This is a genomic window from Exiguobacterium sp. s48 (assembly GCF_018617395.1).
In the GTDB taxonomy this organism is placed as follows: domain Bacteria; phylum Bacillota; class Bacilli; order Exiguobacteriales; family Exiguobacteriaceae; genus Exiguobacterium.
This window is the reverse complement of sequence record NZ_JACSKC010000007.1, coordinates 1-16941: the sequence shown is the minus strand read 5'-3', so window position 1 is coordinate 16941 and position 16941 is coordinate 1. Positions and strand designations below refer to the sequence as shown.

Annotated in this window: 20 protein-coding genes and 1 rRNA gene; 1 reads left to right on the top strand and 20 read right to left on the bottom strand. The window is 46.3% G+C overall.

Translation table 11 applies throughout. The annotated features are described in order from the left end of the window. Position 1: 1 nt before the first annotated feature. From glmU to metG, 10 genes are all read right to left on the bottom strand, one after another. Positions 2–1357 (bottom strand): bifunctional UDP-N-acetylglucosamine diphosphorylase/glucosamine-1-phosphate N-acetyltransferase GlmU, encoded by a 1356-nt coding sequence (gene glmU / locus KNO66_RS14485; RefSeq protein WP_214743103.1) that lies wholly within the window; start codon positions 1355–1357, stop codon positions 2–4. A 173-nt stretch (positions 1358–1530) separates the two neighbouring features. Further along, entirely contained in the window at positions 1531–1830 is a 300-nt protein-coding gene (gene spoVG, locus KNO66_RS14480; RefSeq protein WP_214743102.1) for a septation regulator SpoVG, read from the bottom strand. Between the two features lie 139 nt (positions 1831–1969). After that, the gene (gene purR / locus KNO66_RS14475; RefSeq protein WP_214743101.1) at positions 1970–2794 is read right to left on the bottom strand and encodes a pur operon repressor; all 825 of its coding nucleotides are present in this window, start codon (positions 2792–2794) and stop codon (positions 1970–1972) included. Positions 2795–2867: 73 nt separating this feature from the next. Next, positions 2868–3731: a 4-(cytidine 5'-diphospho)-2-C-methyl-D-erythritol kinase gene (ispE, locus tag KNO66_RS14470; protein WP_214743100.1), complete on the bottom strand. Its 864-nt coding sequence runs from the start codon at positions 3729–3731 to the stop codon at positions 2868–2870. Between the two features lie 100 nt (positions 3732–3831). Continuing rightward, positions 3832–4068 carry a Veg family protein gene (locus tag KNO66_RS14465; protein WP_012727736.1) on the bottom strand — a complete coding sequence of 79 codons (237 nt, stop codon included), beginning with the start codon at positions 4066–4068 and terminating at the stop codon, positions 3832–3834. An 82-nt stretch (positions 4069–4150) separates the two neighbouring features. Then, positions 4151–5029, bottom strand: coding sequence for a 16S rRNA (adenine(1518)-N(6)/adenine(1519)-N(6))-dimethyltransferase RsmA (rsmA, locus tag KNO66_RS14460; protein ID WP_214743099.1), 879 nt, complete (start codon positions 5027–5029; stop codon positions 4151–4153). Continuing rightward, positions 5026–5586 carry a ribonuclease M5 gene (rnmV, locus tag KNO66_RS14455; protein WP_214743098.1) on the bottom strand — a complete coding sequence of 187 codons (561 nt, stop codon included), beginning with the start codon at positions 5584–5586 and terminating at the stop codon, positions 5026–5028. The genes rsmA and rnmV overlap by 4 nt, the downstream gene beginning before the upstream one ends. Next, positions 5579–6871 (bottom strand): 3D domain-containing protein, encoded by a 1293-nt coding sequence (locus tag KNO66_RS14450; protein WP_214743097.1) that lies wholly within the window; start codon positions 6869–6871, stop codon positions 5579–5581. The genes rnmV and KNO66_RS14450 overlap by 8 nt, the downstream gene beginning before the upstream one ends. Then, positions 6868–7635, bottom strand: a complete 768-nt coding sequence (locus KNO66_RS14445) for a TatD family hydrolase (RefSeq protein ID WP_214743096.1) — start codon at positions 7633–7635, stop codon at positions 6868–6870. The genes KNO66_RS14450 and KNO66_RS14445 overlap by 4 nt, the downstream gene beginning before the upstream one ends. Positions 7636–7686: 51 nt before the next feature. Continuing rightward, complete coding sequence (gene metG / locus KNO66_RS14440; RefSeq protein WP_214743095.1) at positions 7687–9648, bottom strand: methionine--tRNA ligase; 1962 nt, start codon at positions 9646–9648, stop codon at positions 7687–7689. A gap of 330 nt (positions 9649–9978) precedes the next feature. On the opposite strand from metG, the gene KNO66_RS14435 reads away from it, so the two are divergent. Beyond that, positions 9979–10272, top strand: coding sequence for a transition state genes transcriptional regulator AbrB (locus KNO66_RS14435; protein WP_012727742.1), 294 nt, complete (start codon positions 9979–9981; stop codon positions 10270–10272). Positions 10273–10288: 16 nt separating this feature from the next. Here the strand turns inward: KNO66_RS14435 and rsmI are convergent, their stop codons facing one another. From rsmI to rrf, 10 genes are all read right to left on the bottom strand, one after another. Next, complete coding sequence (rsmI, locus tag KNO66_RS14430; protein WP_214743094.1) at positions 10289–11158, bottom strand: 16S rRNA (cytidine(1402)-2'-O)-methyltransferase; 870 nt, start codon at positions 11156–11158, stop codon at positions 10289–10291. Next, on the bottom strand, positions 11130–11408 hold the full coding sequence (locus KNO66_RS14425) for a GIY-YIG nuclease family protein (protein WP_214743093.1): 279 nt from the start codon (positions 11406–11408) through the stop codon (positions 11130–11132). Before KNO66_RS14425 ends, rsmI begins: the two co-directional genes overlap by 29 nt. Continuing rightward, the gene (locus KNO66_RS14420; protein WP_078145936.1) at positions 11401–12138 is read right to left on the bottom strand and encodes a tRNA1(Val) (adenine(37)-N6)-methyltransferase; all 738 of its coding nucleotides are present in this window, start codon (positions 12136–12138) and stop codon (positions 11401–11403) included. Before KNO66_RS14420 ends, KNO66_RS14425 begins: the two co-directional genes overlap by 8 nt. A gap of 60 nt (positions 12139–12198) precedes the next feature. Next, complete coding sequence (gene yabA / locus KNO66_RS14415; protein ID WP_012727746.1) at positions 12199–12534, bottom strand: DNA replication initiation control protein YabA; 336 nt, start codon at positions 12532–12534, stop codon at positions 12199–12201. Between the two features lie 23 nt (positions 12535–12557). Further along, entirely contained in the window at positions 12558–13388 is an 831-nt protein-coding gene (locus KNO66_RS14410; protein ID WP_214743092.1) for a PSP1 domain-containing protein, read from the bottom strand. A 6-nt stretch (positions 13389–13394) separates the two neighbouring features. Next, entirely contained in the window at positions 13395–14387 is a 993-nt protein-coding gene (locus tag KNO66_RS14405) for a DNA polymerase III subunit delta' (RefSeq protein ID WP_214743091.1), read from the bottom strand. A gap of 14 nt (positions 14388–14401) precedes the next feature. Further along, positions 14402–14731, bottom strand: coding sequence for a cyclic-di-AMP receptor (locus KNO66_RS14400; RefSeq protein ID WP_031421800.1), 330 nt, complete (start codon positions 14729–14731; stop codon positions 14402–14404). Beyond that, positions 14731–15369, bottom strand: a complete 639-nt coding sequence (gene tmk / locus KNO66_RS14395) for a dTMP kinase (RefSeq protein ID WP_214743090.1) — start codon at positions 15367–15369, stop codon at positions 14731–14733. The genes KNO66_RS14400 and tmk overlap by 1 nt, the downstream gene beginning before the upstream one ends. Positions 15370–15372: 3 nt before the next feature. Then, positions 15373–16791, bottom strand: coding sequence for an aminotransferase class I/II-fold pyridoxal phosphate-dependent enzyme (locus KNO66_RS14390; RefSeq protein WP_214743089.1), 1419 nt, complete (start codon positions 16789–16791; stop codon positions 15373–15375). A gap of 72 nt (positions 16792–16863) precedes the next feature. Beyond that, positions 16864–16941, bottom strand: a 5S ribosomal RNA gene (rrf, locus tag KNO66_RS15040); the annotation flags it as partial.

Genomic DNA, 16941 nt, shown 5'->3' with positions numbered 1-16941 from the left:
GTTATCGTTTTGTATAGCCTTCTTTATTCGTTTGGCGTTCACGTGCAATCGCAAGCGCCTCTTCTGGTACATCGTTCGTAATCGTCGATCCAGCTGCGACAATCGCGCCTTTTCCGACTTTTACAGGGGCAATCAAGTTGACGTTACAGCCGACGAACGCATCGTCTTCCACGACTGTCTCGAACTTGTTCTTGCCGTCATAGTTCACCGTGATCGATCCACAACCTAAGTTGACACGTTCGCCGATTGACGCATCCCCGATATAGCTCAAGTGGGAAGCTTTCGCACCATCGCCAAACGACGATTTTTTAATCTCAACGAAGTTGCCGATGCGTGTGTTTGCACCAAGTACAGCTTGTTGACGCAAGTGAGCGAACGGTCCGACCTGAGCCGCTTCACCGATCTTGCTATCTGTCACGACAGACTGGCGCACGACGGCATGGTCTTCAATCACACTGTTGCGGATATCTGAGTTCGGTCCGACGACACATTCCGAACCAATGATCGTCTTCCCAAGGATGACCGTGCCCGGATAGATGATCGTATCCGAACCAATCACCACATCTGGAGAAATATATGTCGATGCCGGGTCCATGAATGTGACCCCTTCACGCATGAGACGTTCGTTCGTACGTTTGCGCATGATCGCTTCCGCTTGTGACAAGGCAACGCGGTCATTGACCCCGATTGTCTCATCAAACGTTGGCGCTGTATGCGCTGCGACGACTTCGCCCGCTTCTTTTGCAATCGAGATGACGTCAGGCAAGTAGTATTCGCCTTGCGCGTTATTGTTTCCGACTTGTTTGAGCGCGTCGAACAATAACTCGTTATCGAACACATACGTTCCCGTATTGATTTCATGGATGGCAAGTTCTGTCTCAGAAGCATCTTTATGCTCAACGACTTTCGTCACGTTCCCATCTTCACCACGAACGACACGACCGTATCCTGTCGCGTCGTCTGCAATCGCAGTCAGCACTGTAACTTTCGCTTGTTGTGCTTCATGATGAGCGAGAAGAGCTTCCAACGTTTCTGCCGTTAGTAACGGTGTATCTCCACAGACGACAAGTGTCGCCCCGGCTTTACCCGCAAGCTCTGCTTCTGCCATTTGAACAGCATGCCCTGTTCCAAGTTGTTCTTCTTGGACTGCATATTCCACTCGTGTGCCGAGTGTATCTTGTACCGCTTCCGCCCCATGGCCAACGATTACGATTTGACGACTGACACCGATTTGGTCTAACTGATCGACAACGTGCTCGACCATTGGTTTTCCGAGAACCGGATGAAGTACTTTATAAAGCTTTGACTTCATTCGCGTTCCTTTTCCTGCTGCCAAAATGACTGCAAAACGCTCCATTCTTGATTCGCTCCTATCTCACAACAGCTGTGATTGGTCTGTATAGTTACAACTAAATCCTATTTACACCGTTTCTACTATATCGAAACCATGCCCTTGTTTCAATAGCTGTACCGTTCCTTAACCATTGAAACGCAAAAAAACAGCGGGAGGCACCCTACCCGCTGTTCTTGTCACTCATTTGTGCCATACGACACATGTTGTGGGTCAAGGACATCCGCGCTCATATTGGAATATGTTTCCAATACAGCTGCTTCGACCTTCTGTCGCATCTCCCCGTTGATCGGATGCGCGATATCCCGAAAAATACCTTCTGGTGTCCGTTTGCTCGGCATGGCGACAAATAGACCGCTACTTCCTTCGATGATTCGAAGGTCATGTACAACGAATTCATGGTCAAGTGTGATTGAGGCCAACGCTTTCATTCTGCCTTCCGTCGCGACTTTGCGAATTTTTACGTCTGTGATCTGCATGTTTCGCATCCCCTTTTCATCGTTGTCTACGCCATGGTGTGGTCTTCTGTAAGGTTCAGATGGTTTCAAACGAACGTCATGATTACATATTGGTAACTGTATACCCTCTAATCATAAAACGAAATCAAAATTTTGCCAATCATTTTAGGAATTGTTCCACATTCCCCCGCGAAATAGTGACAAGCCCTTCGTCCGGGTCAACGTTTGTCAATTTCATCAAGCTGACGTACTCACTCACCATCTTCTTCTCAGCGCCTTCCGCTTCCATCAAGACACCGACACCCGCAAGATTCGCCTCAAATTCATTCAAGAGACTCATCATTCCACGGATTGTTCCTCCGGCCTTCATGAAGTCATCGATTAAGAGCACGTTTGCACCGCGTGGCAAACTGCGACGTGCGAGCGCCATCGTACGGATCGCTTTCGATGAACCTGATACGTAGTTGATACTGACGGTCGATCCTTCTGTGACACGGCTATCCGAACGAACGATTACAAATGGAACCCCTAATTGCTCAGCCACAGCGTAGGCGATTGGAATCCCTTTTGTCGCAATGGTCATGACCACATCGACTTTTCGGTCGGCGAAAACAGATGCGAAGACCTGCCCCATCGGTTTCACTTGACTCGGGTTACCCAATACGTCGGTTAGATACAGATACCCCCCTGGTAGGAGGCGCTCTGGTTTTGATAGTTGATCGCAAAGCGTATCAATCATCTCAAGTGATTTCTCTTTACTCCAACCTGGAATAAACATCACCCCACCTGCCGCACCCGGCACAGTCACGAGTTTTCCGATGCCATCATGGGACAACATTTCACTGACGATGACTAAATCTTCACTAATCGATGATTTTGCAGCTTTATAGCGACTTGAAAACATCGACAACGAGACAAGCTGATGCGGATGATCAAGTAAATAACGGGTCATATCGACGAGACGACCACTTCTACGAATTTTCATACGGATTCTCCTTCACATCTTCAATAATAAACGAATGTTCTATTGAGAATATATCACTTTCATTCGTTTTTGTTCAATGTCTTTTGCCGAGAATCCGAACGACGAACACTTCCGGGCAAAATCCTTTTAGACCATTATAAATGCGATGCGCTTTTTGCTCATGCTCAATGAGCGCAAATACAGTGGGTCCGCTTCCGCTCATAAGAACACCTTCTGCCCCGCAATGACGCATCGTTTCTTTGATTTGTTTTACTTCAGGATGTAGTTTAAGCGTTACACTCTCAAGTGAGTTCCCAAGGTTTTCGCAAATTCCTTGGAAATCCTTTTGACGGATGGCTTCAACCATAGCGCCTGTATTCGGATGATGTACCTCGTCCATACGCACTGCACGATACACATCCGCAGTCGACACCCCAATTTTCGGTTTACCGAGTACGACATAACATGGTGGCGGTGCCGGGATCATTTCTAACTGTTCCCCGCGCCCTCGAGCAATGGCAGTCCCACCGATGACACAAAACGAAACGTCTGAGCCGATTTCCGCACCGAGCTCTGCCAACTCTTCTAACGACAAATTCAATGAAAATAATTCATTCATCCCACGAAGGGTTGCCGCTGCATCACTCGACCCTCCAGCAAGGCCCGCTGCCACTGGGATTTGTTTATCGAGTACAATCTCAACTCCCTGTTGAATATGAAAACGATCGCGCAACAACTCGGCTGCCCGATACGCCAAATTTCGATGGTCATTCGGTACATACGCGTGCTCTGATTGAATCCGGATCTCATCCGAATCTAAAACCGTCAACTCTAGGCGGTCTGCTAAATCGACTGTCGTCATTACCATTTCTACTTCATGATAGCCGTCCTGACGCTTCCCGATGACATCGAGCGTCAAATTAATTTTTGCCGGCGCTTTCACACTGATCGTGCGCATCACGTTCACCCTTCCCATTTGTCTCCTGTTCGACATTGTACCGTAAACGGGCGCACAAAAAAAGAAGCAGCTGCCAATGCATCCGCCCCTCATTTATAAATCAATTGCCGAATTCAATTTTAACTGTATCCGTTAGGACATCAGCGTAGCTATACGAGACACGTTCAACATTGTGCAGGTCTTCATCTAATTTCACAACGAACACCGCAGGATATGTCTCAACGAGCGTTCCAAACCGAGTAACGACTTTCTTACGACCGCCGTTTGCTTTCAACGTCAATCGTTCACCAACATGCGATTCGAGTTTCTGTCTGATTTCTTGTAACGTCTTTGGCATACGCTTCACCTCACTGTTACAAGTATAGCATAATTGAATATGAAAATAAAGATTAATATTATAACGACTCGTTTTCAGGTCGTCAACTATTTTTAAGTGGTAAAATTGTGTCAGACAAACGTGCGAATTCTTCTAGACTTAACGTCTCTCCGCGACGTTTTGGGTCGATTCCCGCCTCGTGGAGCATCCGTTCAAGTTCGACTTTGTGCTCTTTTCCAATATAATTTGTCAAGTTGTTTAAGATGGTTTTACGGCGTTGTGCGAAGCTTGCGCGTGCAACGTCAAAGAAAAATGCCTCGTCTTTCACTTGTACGGCCGGCTCTTTGCGCATTCGTAGCGTAATCACAGCAGAATCAACGTTCGGTGCTGGGATGAACACGCTTTTCGGCACGACAAAGCTCACTTCTGCCTCCGCATAATATTGAATCGCAATCGAAAGGGAACCATATGCTTTTGTACCAGGTTTTGCCCCAATCCGCTCTGCCACTTCTTTTTGAATCATCATGACGAGCGAACGGAATGGCACACCACTCTCTAGTAAACGCATGATGATCGGTGTGGTGACATAGTAAGGTAAGTTGGCGACAACCGAGATATCTTCAATGCCCTCATTTAAGAATTCCTGTTCGACAATTTCGCGTAAGTTTAATTCCAACGCATCCCCATGGATGACTTTCACATGCGGATAGGGCGACATCGTATCGTCTAAAATTGGCAAAAGGCGCTGGTCAATTTCAAGCGCAACGACTTTTTTTGCACGCTTGGCCGATTGTTCGGTCAATGAGCCGATCCCGGGACCAATTTCAAGGACACCGCTCGCCTCACTCAGTTCTGCCGCCCCGACAATCTTACTTAAAATATTCAAATCGATTAAAAAGTTTTGCCCGAGCGATTTTTTGAATGAAAAACCATGTCGCTCTAAAATCGCTTTCGTTCGTTGGATTGTTGCAATATCTTTCAACCCTGTTCCTCCTCTAATTGAGCAAGTGCCTGCTCCCACTCTTCGATCGTGACGCCGAGCGCCTCGACCCGTTTTACAAATTGTTTAGCGTTCGGCTCACCAATACGAAGCAACACCCCAAGTCGTTTCCGACGCGTTGCGGCCGCTGATCCACCGATTAAATCCGCATCCAATACCATTTTCCGCGTGACAATCGGTCGGTCCGTTTCGACACGCGGTTCAAACACTGCACCTAAGACACGACGAAGTGACTCTGGACTCGCATGTTCCACACCAATTTTTCCACGCTTGTCCTTTGCTTCGGCACGAGGTAAATGTGCGTGCTTACATCCTTTGACGCGTTCCTCGACTATTGCCCGAATACGGTCTCCTGGATAATCTGGATCGGTCAAAATGATGACTCCACGTTTTTCCTGGGCACGACGGATTCGTTCAATCGTTTGATCGGATACGGCAGAGCCGTTCGTCTCAATCGTATCGACGTCGAATACTTCTTGAAGTCGCGCCGTGTCGTCACGCCCTTCTACGACAATAATTTCCTGTATTTTCTCACGCATTGTCTGATCCTTCTTTCTCTTCTTCCTGCTTCGGAATCACCCAGATGGTGAGCGGTTTGCGACCGAACGTCACGGCCTCTTCCTTTTCATCCATCATGATATCGATTTTTTGCCCTTTGATCGCGCTTCCCGTATCTAAGGCAATCGCCATACCAATTCCCTCGACATATACGCGTGTCCCGAGTGGAATGATGGCAGGATCGACCGCAATGATTCGCATCCCTTCAAAGAGAATCGTGTCTGTCACGTCGTATCCGCTTCTTGTCAGCACTCGACCATTATACGTTACGGTATCTTCGGGATTATTCGTATAGGCCGTCGCCTCTACAAGCAATTGCTTCGCAGATGAGAAATCCAGTACGTCATCTGTTTTCGGCGGTTCAGCAATCTCGATTTCAGCTTCAGGAATGAATGGGCTCGATTCATTTGCGGTTGTCGACTCAGGCTCCGTTACCGGTTCCGTCACTTTCTTTGTCCCCACCTTAATGATTTGGGGCATTGTTTTCCGCAATGTTTCGACTTCCGTTTTCGTACGATTTGTAATTGTACCATTTTCCACAGTAAGTGCATACCTTGTCCGTTCAAGTCCAGGAATCCCGACTTGCACCGTTTGTTTCACACCTTCTTCAAGCGTATCGTCCTCTTCCTCGACCACATCGAACGGAATCAATCGACTCTCATATTGAACGACATCACGATTCGTATTGACCGTAATCGTCAACCCCTCCCGAATCGGTGTCGATGTTGCCGGCATGACCGTATCACTTTCCGACACATCAATTTTCTCTTCTGCTAGTAATTGTCCGACATCTGTCGCCATCGTATAAATAGTCAACGCCTCTTGCCCGACAATCAAGTTCACCGCGACAACTGGCTGATAACGTATCGTCATCCCGTTCGTCACCGGTGTCCGTACAGCCGGATAGACCGTGTCTCCGTCCCGTACGGTGACCCCGTAACGCAACAGCACGTCCTCAACGGTCCGCTCACGTGTTTGAACCGTTTCGGTTTGTCCATAGCCGATCTGAAGCGAAACTTCGTGCGAACGCTCGATTCGAATCAAATGGTCATCCGGTACATCTTCGCTAAGCGCAGGTGTGACATAGTCTGCCTCGTCCAATGTGATGTTCAATTCATCAAGTACCTCGAGAACCGAGTCGGCTCGTGTCTCATGCTCGATGACGACGCCGTCATCGATGACCTTGATGGTTTCAGGTTGCAACATCACATACGCTACAGAGGTCGTTGCAATCACGCCGATACTCGCTATTACACGTTTGATCATGGGAGTCGGAACAACGTCTTCGCGTTGGTTGTCGTCGCCTCTGCTAATTCCTCATACGGTATGTCACGGAGGGAAGCGATCTCTTCAGCTACATATTTGACGTATGCCGGCTCATTACGCTTTCCACGGAACGGTGTCGGGGTCAAATATGGGCAGTCAGTCTCGACAAGTAGGCGATCAAGTGGTACCTCTTGCGCCACCGCCTTCGGAACCTTCGCATTTTTGAAAGTGACCGGTCCTCCTAACGAAATATAAAAGTTCAAGTCTAAGCAACGAGGCAATAGTTCCACAGACATGCTGTAACTATGGAACACGCCACCGACTTCCTCGGCATGCTCTTCTTCTAAAATATCAAGGACATCTGCCGTTGCTTCTCGGTTATGAATGACGATTGGCATATTCGTCCGTTTGGCGATGGCAATCTGTTGACGGAAGAGGTGCTGTTGCACATCTTTCGGTGATTTGTCCCAATGATAGTCAAGACCGATTTCGCCGAGTGCCATCACTTTCGGATGACTCATGAGATCCTCGATTCGCGCTAAGTCTGCATCCGTACAGTCGATCGCATCGACAGGATGCCATCCGACGATGGCATAGATGTCGTCGTGAGACTCGGCCAATTCGATGGCTCGATCGATTGTTGGTGTATCAAATCCAACGACAAGTAGCGGGGAAACGCCGGCTTCTCTTGCCCGCTCGATTGTCTCTTCTACATCTTCGTTGAATTGTTCCGCATTGATGTGCGTATGTGTATCAATCAACATCTTATTTCCTCCTTAGAAAAAGAGAGGGAGACCATAGTCTCCCCCATTTCATTATTTGACGATGGCACCGTTCGGCATCTGGTCAGAGACCGTCGCGAGTTCTAGCTTTCCGTCACGATCTGCCGCTAAAATCATCCCTTGCGAGAGTTCTCCACGGAGTTTGACCGGTTTCAAGTTTGCGACAACGATGACTTTTTTGCCAACCAAATCTTCAGGGGCATACCATTCCGCGATACCAGACACGATTTGACGTGTCTCTTTCCCAAGGTCGACTTGTAGCTTCAACAGTTTCTTCGCTTTTTTAATCTTATCGGCTTCTATGATTTGACCGACACGGAATTCGACCTGGTCGAAGACATCAATTGTGATTTCAGGACGAACGTCTTCATCGACTTCTTCTACTGATGTCGTCTCCGTTTCCTCAATCCGTGCTTTAGAAGCCTGACGCATCATTTCTTGGATTGCATCCACTTCTTCTTTCACATCACGGCGCGGGAAGATTGGTGTTCCGTCCGTCACGACCGCGTTGTTGAAGTCTGCGAACGTATCCAACGCCTCCCAAGACATGTCTTCTCCCTCAAGTCCGAGTTGACGGAACATCTCTTTCGGGGCACGTGTCATGAACGGTTGAATCATGATGGCGACATGACGAAGCACGCCTGCGAGGTGTGTCATGACAGAAGCTAATTCTTCACGTTTCGACTCCTCTTTCACGAGAACCCATGGCTGCGTCTCGTCGATATATTTATTCGCACGACTGACAAGTTGCCAGATATTTGTGAGGGCGACCGAAAACTCCATGTGTTCCATGGCTTCTTCTGTTTTGCGTGTCGTTTCTTTCACCACGTTCAATAGTTCTGCATCAAACGCCGTGACATTCCCGTTATATGCCGGAATGTTTCCATCAAAGTACTTCTTAATCATCGCAACAGTGCGATTCAATAAGTTCCCAAGGTCGTTCGCTAAATCAAAGTTCAAACGATCGACGAACGCTTCCGGCGTGAATGTGCCATCCGCCCCGAACGGAACTTCACGGAGAAGGTAGTAACGAACTGAGTCGAGTCCGTAACGGTCAATCAATGGAATCGGATCCACGACGTTCCCTTTCGATTTCGACATCTTTCCATCCTTCATAAGTAACCAACCGTGTGCAAACACTTGCTTCGGCAATGGTAGATCGAGCGCCATGAGGAGCGCTGGCCAAATAATCGTATGGAAACGAACAATTTCTTTTCCTACTAAATGGACATCGGCCGGCCAATAGCGATTGAAGAGTTCATCGTTATCTGTCCCGTAACCGAGTGATGAGATATAGTTCGTGAGTGCATCGACCCATACGTATACGACGTGTTTCGGGTTCGATGGGACTTGTACGCCCCAATCAAACGTCGTGCGCGATACAGCCAAGTCTTGAAGACCCGGCTTCAAGAAGTTATTAATCATTTCAGTTTTACGTGATTCCGGCAAGATAAAATCAGGATGTGACTCAAAATATTCAATCAAGCGGTCCGCGTATTTGCTGAGACGGAAGAAATAGCATTCTTCACGAACGAGCTCGACCGGATGTCCGCTGTCAGGACTTTTTCCATCGACGAGTTGCGATTCTGTGTAGTATGTTTCGTCCGGTACAGAATACCATCCTTCGTACTCACCGAGATAAATGTCCCCATTTTTAAGTAATGTTTCAAAAACATACTCGACCACTTTCTTGTGGCGATCCTCTGTCGTACGGATGTAGTCATCGTACGAGATTTCGAGACGGTCCCATAAGACCTTGATCTCTCCCACCACTTCATCAACGAAAGCTTGTGGCGTCACGCCTGCTTCTTTCGCTTTTTCTTGAATTTTTTGACCGTGTTCATCCGTTCCCGTCAAGTAACGAACGTCAAAGCCTTTTAAGCGTTTGTAGCGCGCAACCGCATCACCTGCTACCGTGGTATATGCGTGACCGATATGCAATTTTGCACTCGGATAATAAATTGGGGTTGTAATATAAAAAGTCGGCTTCGCCATGATTTATTCTCCATCCTTTCGACATATGCAATTCTCATTATACACGGTTCGACAAAAGAATTTCCAAACCTAATTGTTTGGAATTTTTTTGCGTATTCTCCGTCATAAATGTTCCAAAAATACCCTTTCTTTGTTTCAAGTTCAAACTATCGGGGAAATTTAGGTATATATCGTTCCTTATTCGACAATTTTCGAAAATTTACTTTTCCAGATAGTAAGCAGTTGACTGCAATTGGAAAGTTTAGTATGCTTTTTGCTGTAGTCACATTGTCGAATTTTGACGATTCATGTCACCACGAGATTTCGACACCATTGGAGGAGGAAACACAAATGAAATCTACAGGTATCGTACGTAAGGTTGATGAGCTTGGTCGTGTCGTTATTCCAATCGAATTGCGCCGTACACTCGGAATTGCAGAGAAAGATGCACTCGAGATCTACGTCGACAACGATCAAATCGTTTTGAAAAAATATAAACCAAACATGACTTGCCAAGTTACAGGCGAAGTATCAGATGATAACTTCAAATTGGCAGATGGCAAACTAATCTTGTCACCAGAAGGTGCACAACGTGTTCTCGTTGAATTGAAGAACATGCTCGAAAACTACTACAGCGAAGAGTAAGCAAGGATTTCCTTGCTTACTCTTTTTTATGTAGTTGATGGTACGCATCATATACATCATTTCGAGACTCGCCACGGTCTTTCGCCGTCTGCTTGATTGCCGCGTTTGGTTTTAATCCCTCTTCAATATAATGAACGACATGTTCATATGCAGAAAGTGCTTCCCACCACGTCGTCGTCGGTGCAGACTCTGTCGCTCCGCTCACCAAGACGACAAACTCACCTCGTACTTCGCCTTCACACCACGTCAACGCCTCATCTACGCTACCTCTCAAAAATTCTTCAAACGTTTTCGTCAGTTCACGACCTAATACGATTTGTCGATTCCCAAGCACTTGTCGAATTGCTGTCAACATCTCTTTCAAACGATGTGGCGCCTCATAGAATATGACGGTACCCGGTTCGTATTGAATCGATTCGAGGACCTCAACGCGATCTTTCTTCTTACGCGGCAAGAAACCGTAATAGAGGAAACGCTCTGTCGCAAGACCCGACGCAACGAGTGCCGTGAGTGCTGCATTCGCACCGGGTAAGACGACGACCGGGATGTTGGCTTGAATCGCCAATCGAACGAGGTCGCTTCCTGGGTCCGAGATCCCTGGCATCCCAGCATCCGATACGACTGCAATCGACTTCCCTGACAACAGGTCTTCAATCAGTCTTGGTCCGCTCACTTCTTTATTATGTTCATGATAGCTAATCAATTTTGTTGGAATGTCAAAGTGGCGACATAATTTCATCGTTTGGCGCGTATCTTCCGCTGCGATTAAATCGACTTCCTGAAGCGTCCGTACCGCGCGATACGTCATATCCTCTAGATTTCCAATCGGTGTCGGTACGACAAACAGTGTCGGTTGTTCAGTTTGGTAGCTCTTTTGTGAATTCATTGGTCGTCCCCTCCATCAACTTCTCTTTTTGTGCACGAGTCAATTGCTTGATGGACCACTCGTATTGCATGGCCTCCCGTTTCGTATCGAACGACTGCACGTACCGAAGTTCTACCGGAAGTCGTGCTTTCGTGTATTTTGCGCCTTTCCCCGCATTATGGGCCAGGAGTCGTTTTTCCACATTCGTTGTATAACCCGTATAGTACGTTCCATCACGACATTCCACGATGTAGGTATAGTGCTTAGGCATCGAGTATGGCTCGCATCGCTTCCGTATACGTATCGTCTTCTTCATAGACAACAAATGGTGGTAAAATTTTAAGACCTGCTTTTCCATCTTTCGATCCCTCGATTAATAAAGTATTCGCCTCACGTCCCGCTTTTGGATAGACGAGTTGCATTCGTTTCGGTTCAATCCGATACGCACGCATCAAGGTTAAGATATCGAGTAAGCGTTCTGGCCGATGCACGAACGCCACCTTTCCTCCTGGTTTGACGAGTTGGCTAGCCGTTTTAATACAATCTTCTAACGTGCATAATACTTCATGTCGGGCAATCGTATGATGCTCATTTTGATTCCGTAGCGAGGTCTCATTCGCCAAAAAGTAAGGTGGGTTACATGTGACCACGTCATATCGCGCATGCCCGAGCTGCGTCGCTGCCGTTTTGACGTCCCCTTCTACTACTCGAATTCTTTCTTCAAGACGATTAACCGCCATGCTTCGATTCGCCATATCGACCAGTTTTGATTGAATTTCGACACCCGTAATCGTTCCTTTTGTACGATACGATAAAAAGAGCGGAATTGCCCCGGTACCGGCACACAAATCAACCAGCTGTCCTTTTTGAATCGGTACCCACACAAATTCTGCAAGCAGTACCGCATCTAATGAAAATGAGAACACATCATCACTTTGAATGATTTTACCTGGACGTCCGAGTAAATCATCAAGGCGTTCTCCATCCTTAACCGTTACCATCGTTTCCTCCTTCTATAAAAGAAAGGCGACGGATAGGGAACCCCTATCTATCGCCCCGTATTAATGTTTATTGAGCATCGACAAACAGAAGAGACAGTCCCCATCTTTTCGTACCTGTCCGTAATGGAGGTTACAAATATGGAATCCTTCTTGATACAGCGCAGCTAAATTGTTCTGCCCTTTTCCAGACAATGCGATTTGTGAATCACCATTTGTCGTATCAACTTCTGCTAATTGTTCGACTTTTTCGCGTAAGTGATGATTCTCTAGATACATATGCTGATTTTCTTCAAGCAAGTACGCAAGCTGTTCTTTCAGCACACCTAAATGCTCCGTTAAAAGTTGCATCTGTTGCTCAATCGCGTCTACACGCATCATCACTTCTTTTTTATCCATTCTTTCCACTGCTCAGCACCCCATCACTGTTTTGACGGTTTTCGTTTAATCGCGCCCACTTCAACGAGTTCATCAATCGTATATGTGACGACGCGCGTCCGATCGTGAAGCTCGACCTGAATGAGCTGGTCTAATATATTCAGACCGATTACCCGACCATCACCTTCTGGAATTTTGATTCGCTTGCCGACGTCTGGTAAATCTCGTTTCAGTTCTTCATATGTGTCATTCTCATATTTTAAACAGCACATCAGACGACCACATACTCCAGAAATCTTGTTCGGATTTAACGAGAGATTCTGATCTTTGGCCATTTTGATGGAGACCGGTTCGAATTCCCCAAGAAATGACGAGCAACAAAGAACTCGACCGCATGGTCCAATCCCGCTAAGAAGCTTCGCTTCGTCACGAACGCCGATTTGTCGGAGCTCGATTCGCGTACGAAACACACTAGCCAAATCCTTTACCAGTTCTCGAAAATCGACGCGACCTTCGGCAGTAAAATAAAAGATCACTTTATTGCGATCAAATGTATACTCAACATCAACTAGTTTCATTTCTAACTGATGTTCTCGAATTTTTTCTTCACAGACGGCATGAGCATCGACGGCTGCCAGTCGATTATCGCGTACGATATCCGCATCCTTTTGATCCGCGACGCGGAGGATTGTTTTCAACGGCATGACGACTTCGTCTTCACCGAGTTGCTTATCGGTTTGAACGACTTCCCCGTATTCAATACCACGTACCGTTTCAACGATGACATGATCCCCACGTTTTAGCGTTGCATCGCCTGGTGAAAAGTAATAGATTTTTCCCGCTTCTTTAAAACGGACTCCAACTACTTCAAGCACGCGCTTCTATCCTTTCTGCAAATCGAACGAAAGTCGTTCGAACGTTAATTGAGGATTGACGTTTGCCTCGAGTCGTCGAATCGCTGCATGCACACTTTCAATCGCATGTGTAAGCTTCGAGACAGATCGATTTTGAATAAATGCATGATACAAGGCAGCCTCATTCGTAAATAGCTTCGGAGTATACGATTCTCGCACTTTTAAATGAAGTGCCTCCTCTAACCAATGTTCGAATAATTCCAGGCCAACTCGTAACTCATTTCGTCCTTTAAAATGCCCTAACCATTTTTCTTGTGCGAATAAGAGCAACTCTTGAGGTCGTTTCGTCAATACTTCAATTAATTGTACCACTAGCCCGTATGCCTGTACAAACCACTCCTGTTCGAGTGCTTCTTTCGCATCGTCCCATTTCGGATAAACCGTTAGGGCGAGGTATGCCAAATCATACGTACAAGACAACTCTTCAGACATCGCTTGCGCCAACTGCCCACGATCGATTGGACGAAACGCAAGTTGTTGAGCACGCGACCGAATTGTCGGAAGCAGTAACTGAGGTTGAGTCGTCACTAAAATAGCAAGCTTGCCTACTCCCGGTTCTTCAAAGAACTTCAATAAGCTATTCGCCGCTTGTGTCGTCATCTTGTGCGCTTGATGAATGACATACACTTGGCGATCGCCTTCAGCGCCTCGTAGTGATAAATCACTGAGCAATTGCTGAATCTGTTCTTTTTTAATACTCGCACCGTCCGGCTCCACTTCAATGTAGTCGACGATGTTCTTGGAATCCATCCGTCGACAGTTTCGACATACGCCACAAGGTTCTGCCCCCTGTGGCGACTCACAAAACAAAGCTTTTGCAAACAGTGTGGCCGTTTCAATTAAATAGGGTTCATAATCTCCGGAAAAGATATACGCGTGACCTACTTTATTTGAAACGATTGAATTTTGAATGATGCGAGAAACGACAGTTTGCGACTCGCTCAATTCTTGAAAACGCATATGTCCAACTCCCATTAAAACTGATGGAATCCTTCAATCGGTAAGACGAATACCGTCGCCCCTCCGACCTGTACTTCCACTGGATAAGGGATATAAGAATCGGCATGTCCACCCATTGGTGAGATCGGCGTAATCATTTGGTCACGGCTCGAGCAGTTCGATTGAATCACATCCATCAAATCATCAAGACGTTCTTGCGGAATCCCCATCATAAACGTCGTATTGCCCTCTTTCAAAAACCCACCCGTTGTGGCTAATTTTGTTGCACGAAAATCTTGTTCGACAAGTGCGTCAGACAAACGTGCGCTATCCTTATCATGTACGATTGCAATTACCATTTTCATCATGATTGTGTGCCTCCTTGTTCTAATCTTTCTACTGTATAGTCGAGTACCTCGTCATGGATCGTTTCAATCGGTTGGTCAGCATCGATTCGAACGATCCGTTCTGGATACTGTTTGAGTAATGCTTGGAATCCTGCATAAACACGCTCGTGGAATGCTTGATCACGACTTTCAATTCGATCTAGCTGTCCCCGGTCTTTCATGCGTTGGCTCGCTCGCTCCGGACTCAAATCAAATAAGAATGTTAAATCGGGCGTCAAACCATTGGTTGCCCATTCATTTAGTGACCGGATCTGATCAAGGTCATATTGTAATCCGTATCCCTGGTAGGCGATAGAGGCATCGATAAATCGATCACAAAGGACAATCGCCCCTCGTTCTAATGCGGGACGAATCACTTGTTCCACATTTTGTGCCCGTGAAGCGGCATAAAGCATCATCTCGACTCGCGGCGTCATCTCATGATGATCAGGAGACAACAGAACTTCACGAATCTGATTCCCAACCGTTGTTCCTCCCGGTTCACGGGTTACGACAATGTCATACCCTTTTTCCTTCAGACTCTCTATTAATAATTGAAGTTGTGTGGATTTTCCTGAACCATCGGGTCCTTCAACTGTAATAAACATTCCGCTCACGTTTTAAAACTCCTCTACAATAACATCAATTTGCTCTATCATAACATGCTTACTCGCTTGAAGCTTCCTCCCTAAAGAAATCCAATCGGAGAGTACACGAACTTTCTCTTCTGTGATTTGTTCTCCTTTTAAAATCCAAGGAATCCCGGGTGGATATGGAATCACCGTTTCTGCCGCAATCAATCCAATCGCCTGCTCAAAAGATACCCGCTGAATTCGTGCATACTCTTTCACCGGATGTAGTTCAGATACACATTGTGATTGAGGGAATGGAAAGATGGTCTCATCGTCATCGATGATGGGTACATGAGTAGCGGCTTTCTTAATCAATTTCAGCCAATGCTCAATTTCCTGTTTCTTTATTTCCCTTAATGGTAAACAGAATAACACATGATCAACTGCCGCTAATTCAATATCTATTCCAATCGAGGCGAGATGTTGACTAAAAATCAATCCATTCTTCGGATAAGTCATGATGGTCACTTTCGTAAAGTCATCTCCTACTTTTACGACAAAACCGGAACGTTTCAATTCAAGAACAAACTGCGCATGACTTTTTTGTATGGAGGACCATGCCTCATCAGTCAATGTCTCTAAATAAGAACGTGCATAATCCAATGAAGCCATAATAAGATAAGAAGGACTTGACGTTTGAAAGGATGACAGTGCATGTTTTAAACGATTTTCGTCGATATCTTCTTTATAATGAACCCAAGCTCCCATCGTGAAGGCAGGTAACGTTTTATGTGCAGATTGCACAACCGCGCTTGCGCCTTCAAAGATGGCAGAACGACGTGGTAACTTTGGATGAATTAAATGCGCACCATGCGCCTCATCGACAAGTAAGGGAATATCTTTCGGCGATAAATAATCAGAAATCGCTCGAATATCTGCCATATCTCCATAATATGTAGGAGACGTCAACATGACGGCGCGTCCTCCGGGAAATTCTAGTATGGCCTGTTTGATTGTATCTAAGGTTACAGTCGTTGGAATACCGGTACCTCGTTCAATGGTGGGCATTAATAATATCGGTTCTAGTCCTAGCCATTCGATCGCATTCCATACCGATTTATGTGAGTTTCGTTGTACATATACTCGTTCACCGCGCTGTACTGTTGCAGCAAGCATACTCCAGTTCCCGACTGTAGATCCATTGACTAGCCATTTGCTTTTACTTTCGTACAACATACCCAAAGCGGTTTCAGCCTGTTTGATGATTCCTGAGGCATCATGCAAATCATCTAAGTGTGCCAACTCAGTCAGATCATATGGCATAACTTTCGCGAACGCACTTGGTAATGTGTCATCTATCACAGTCCCATTATGATGACCCGGTACGTGAAAAGAAACGCGGTGTTCACGCACATGTTGTTCTAACATTTCCAGAAACGTAAAAGGGTTTTCTCGAGAAGGAGCCATCGATTATTCCTCCTAAACTATTAAATATGAAAAAAACGATCAAGCGTATGCTTGATCGTTTTCTGCGTTGTTGCCTGGCAACGTCCTATCCTCACAGGGGGAGATCCCCCAACTACTTTCGGCGCTGAGACGCTTAACTTCCGTGTTCGG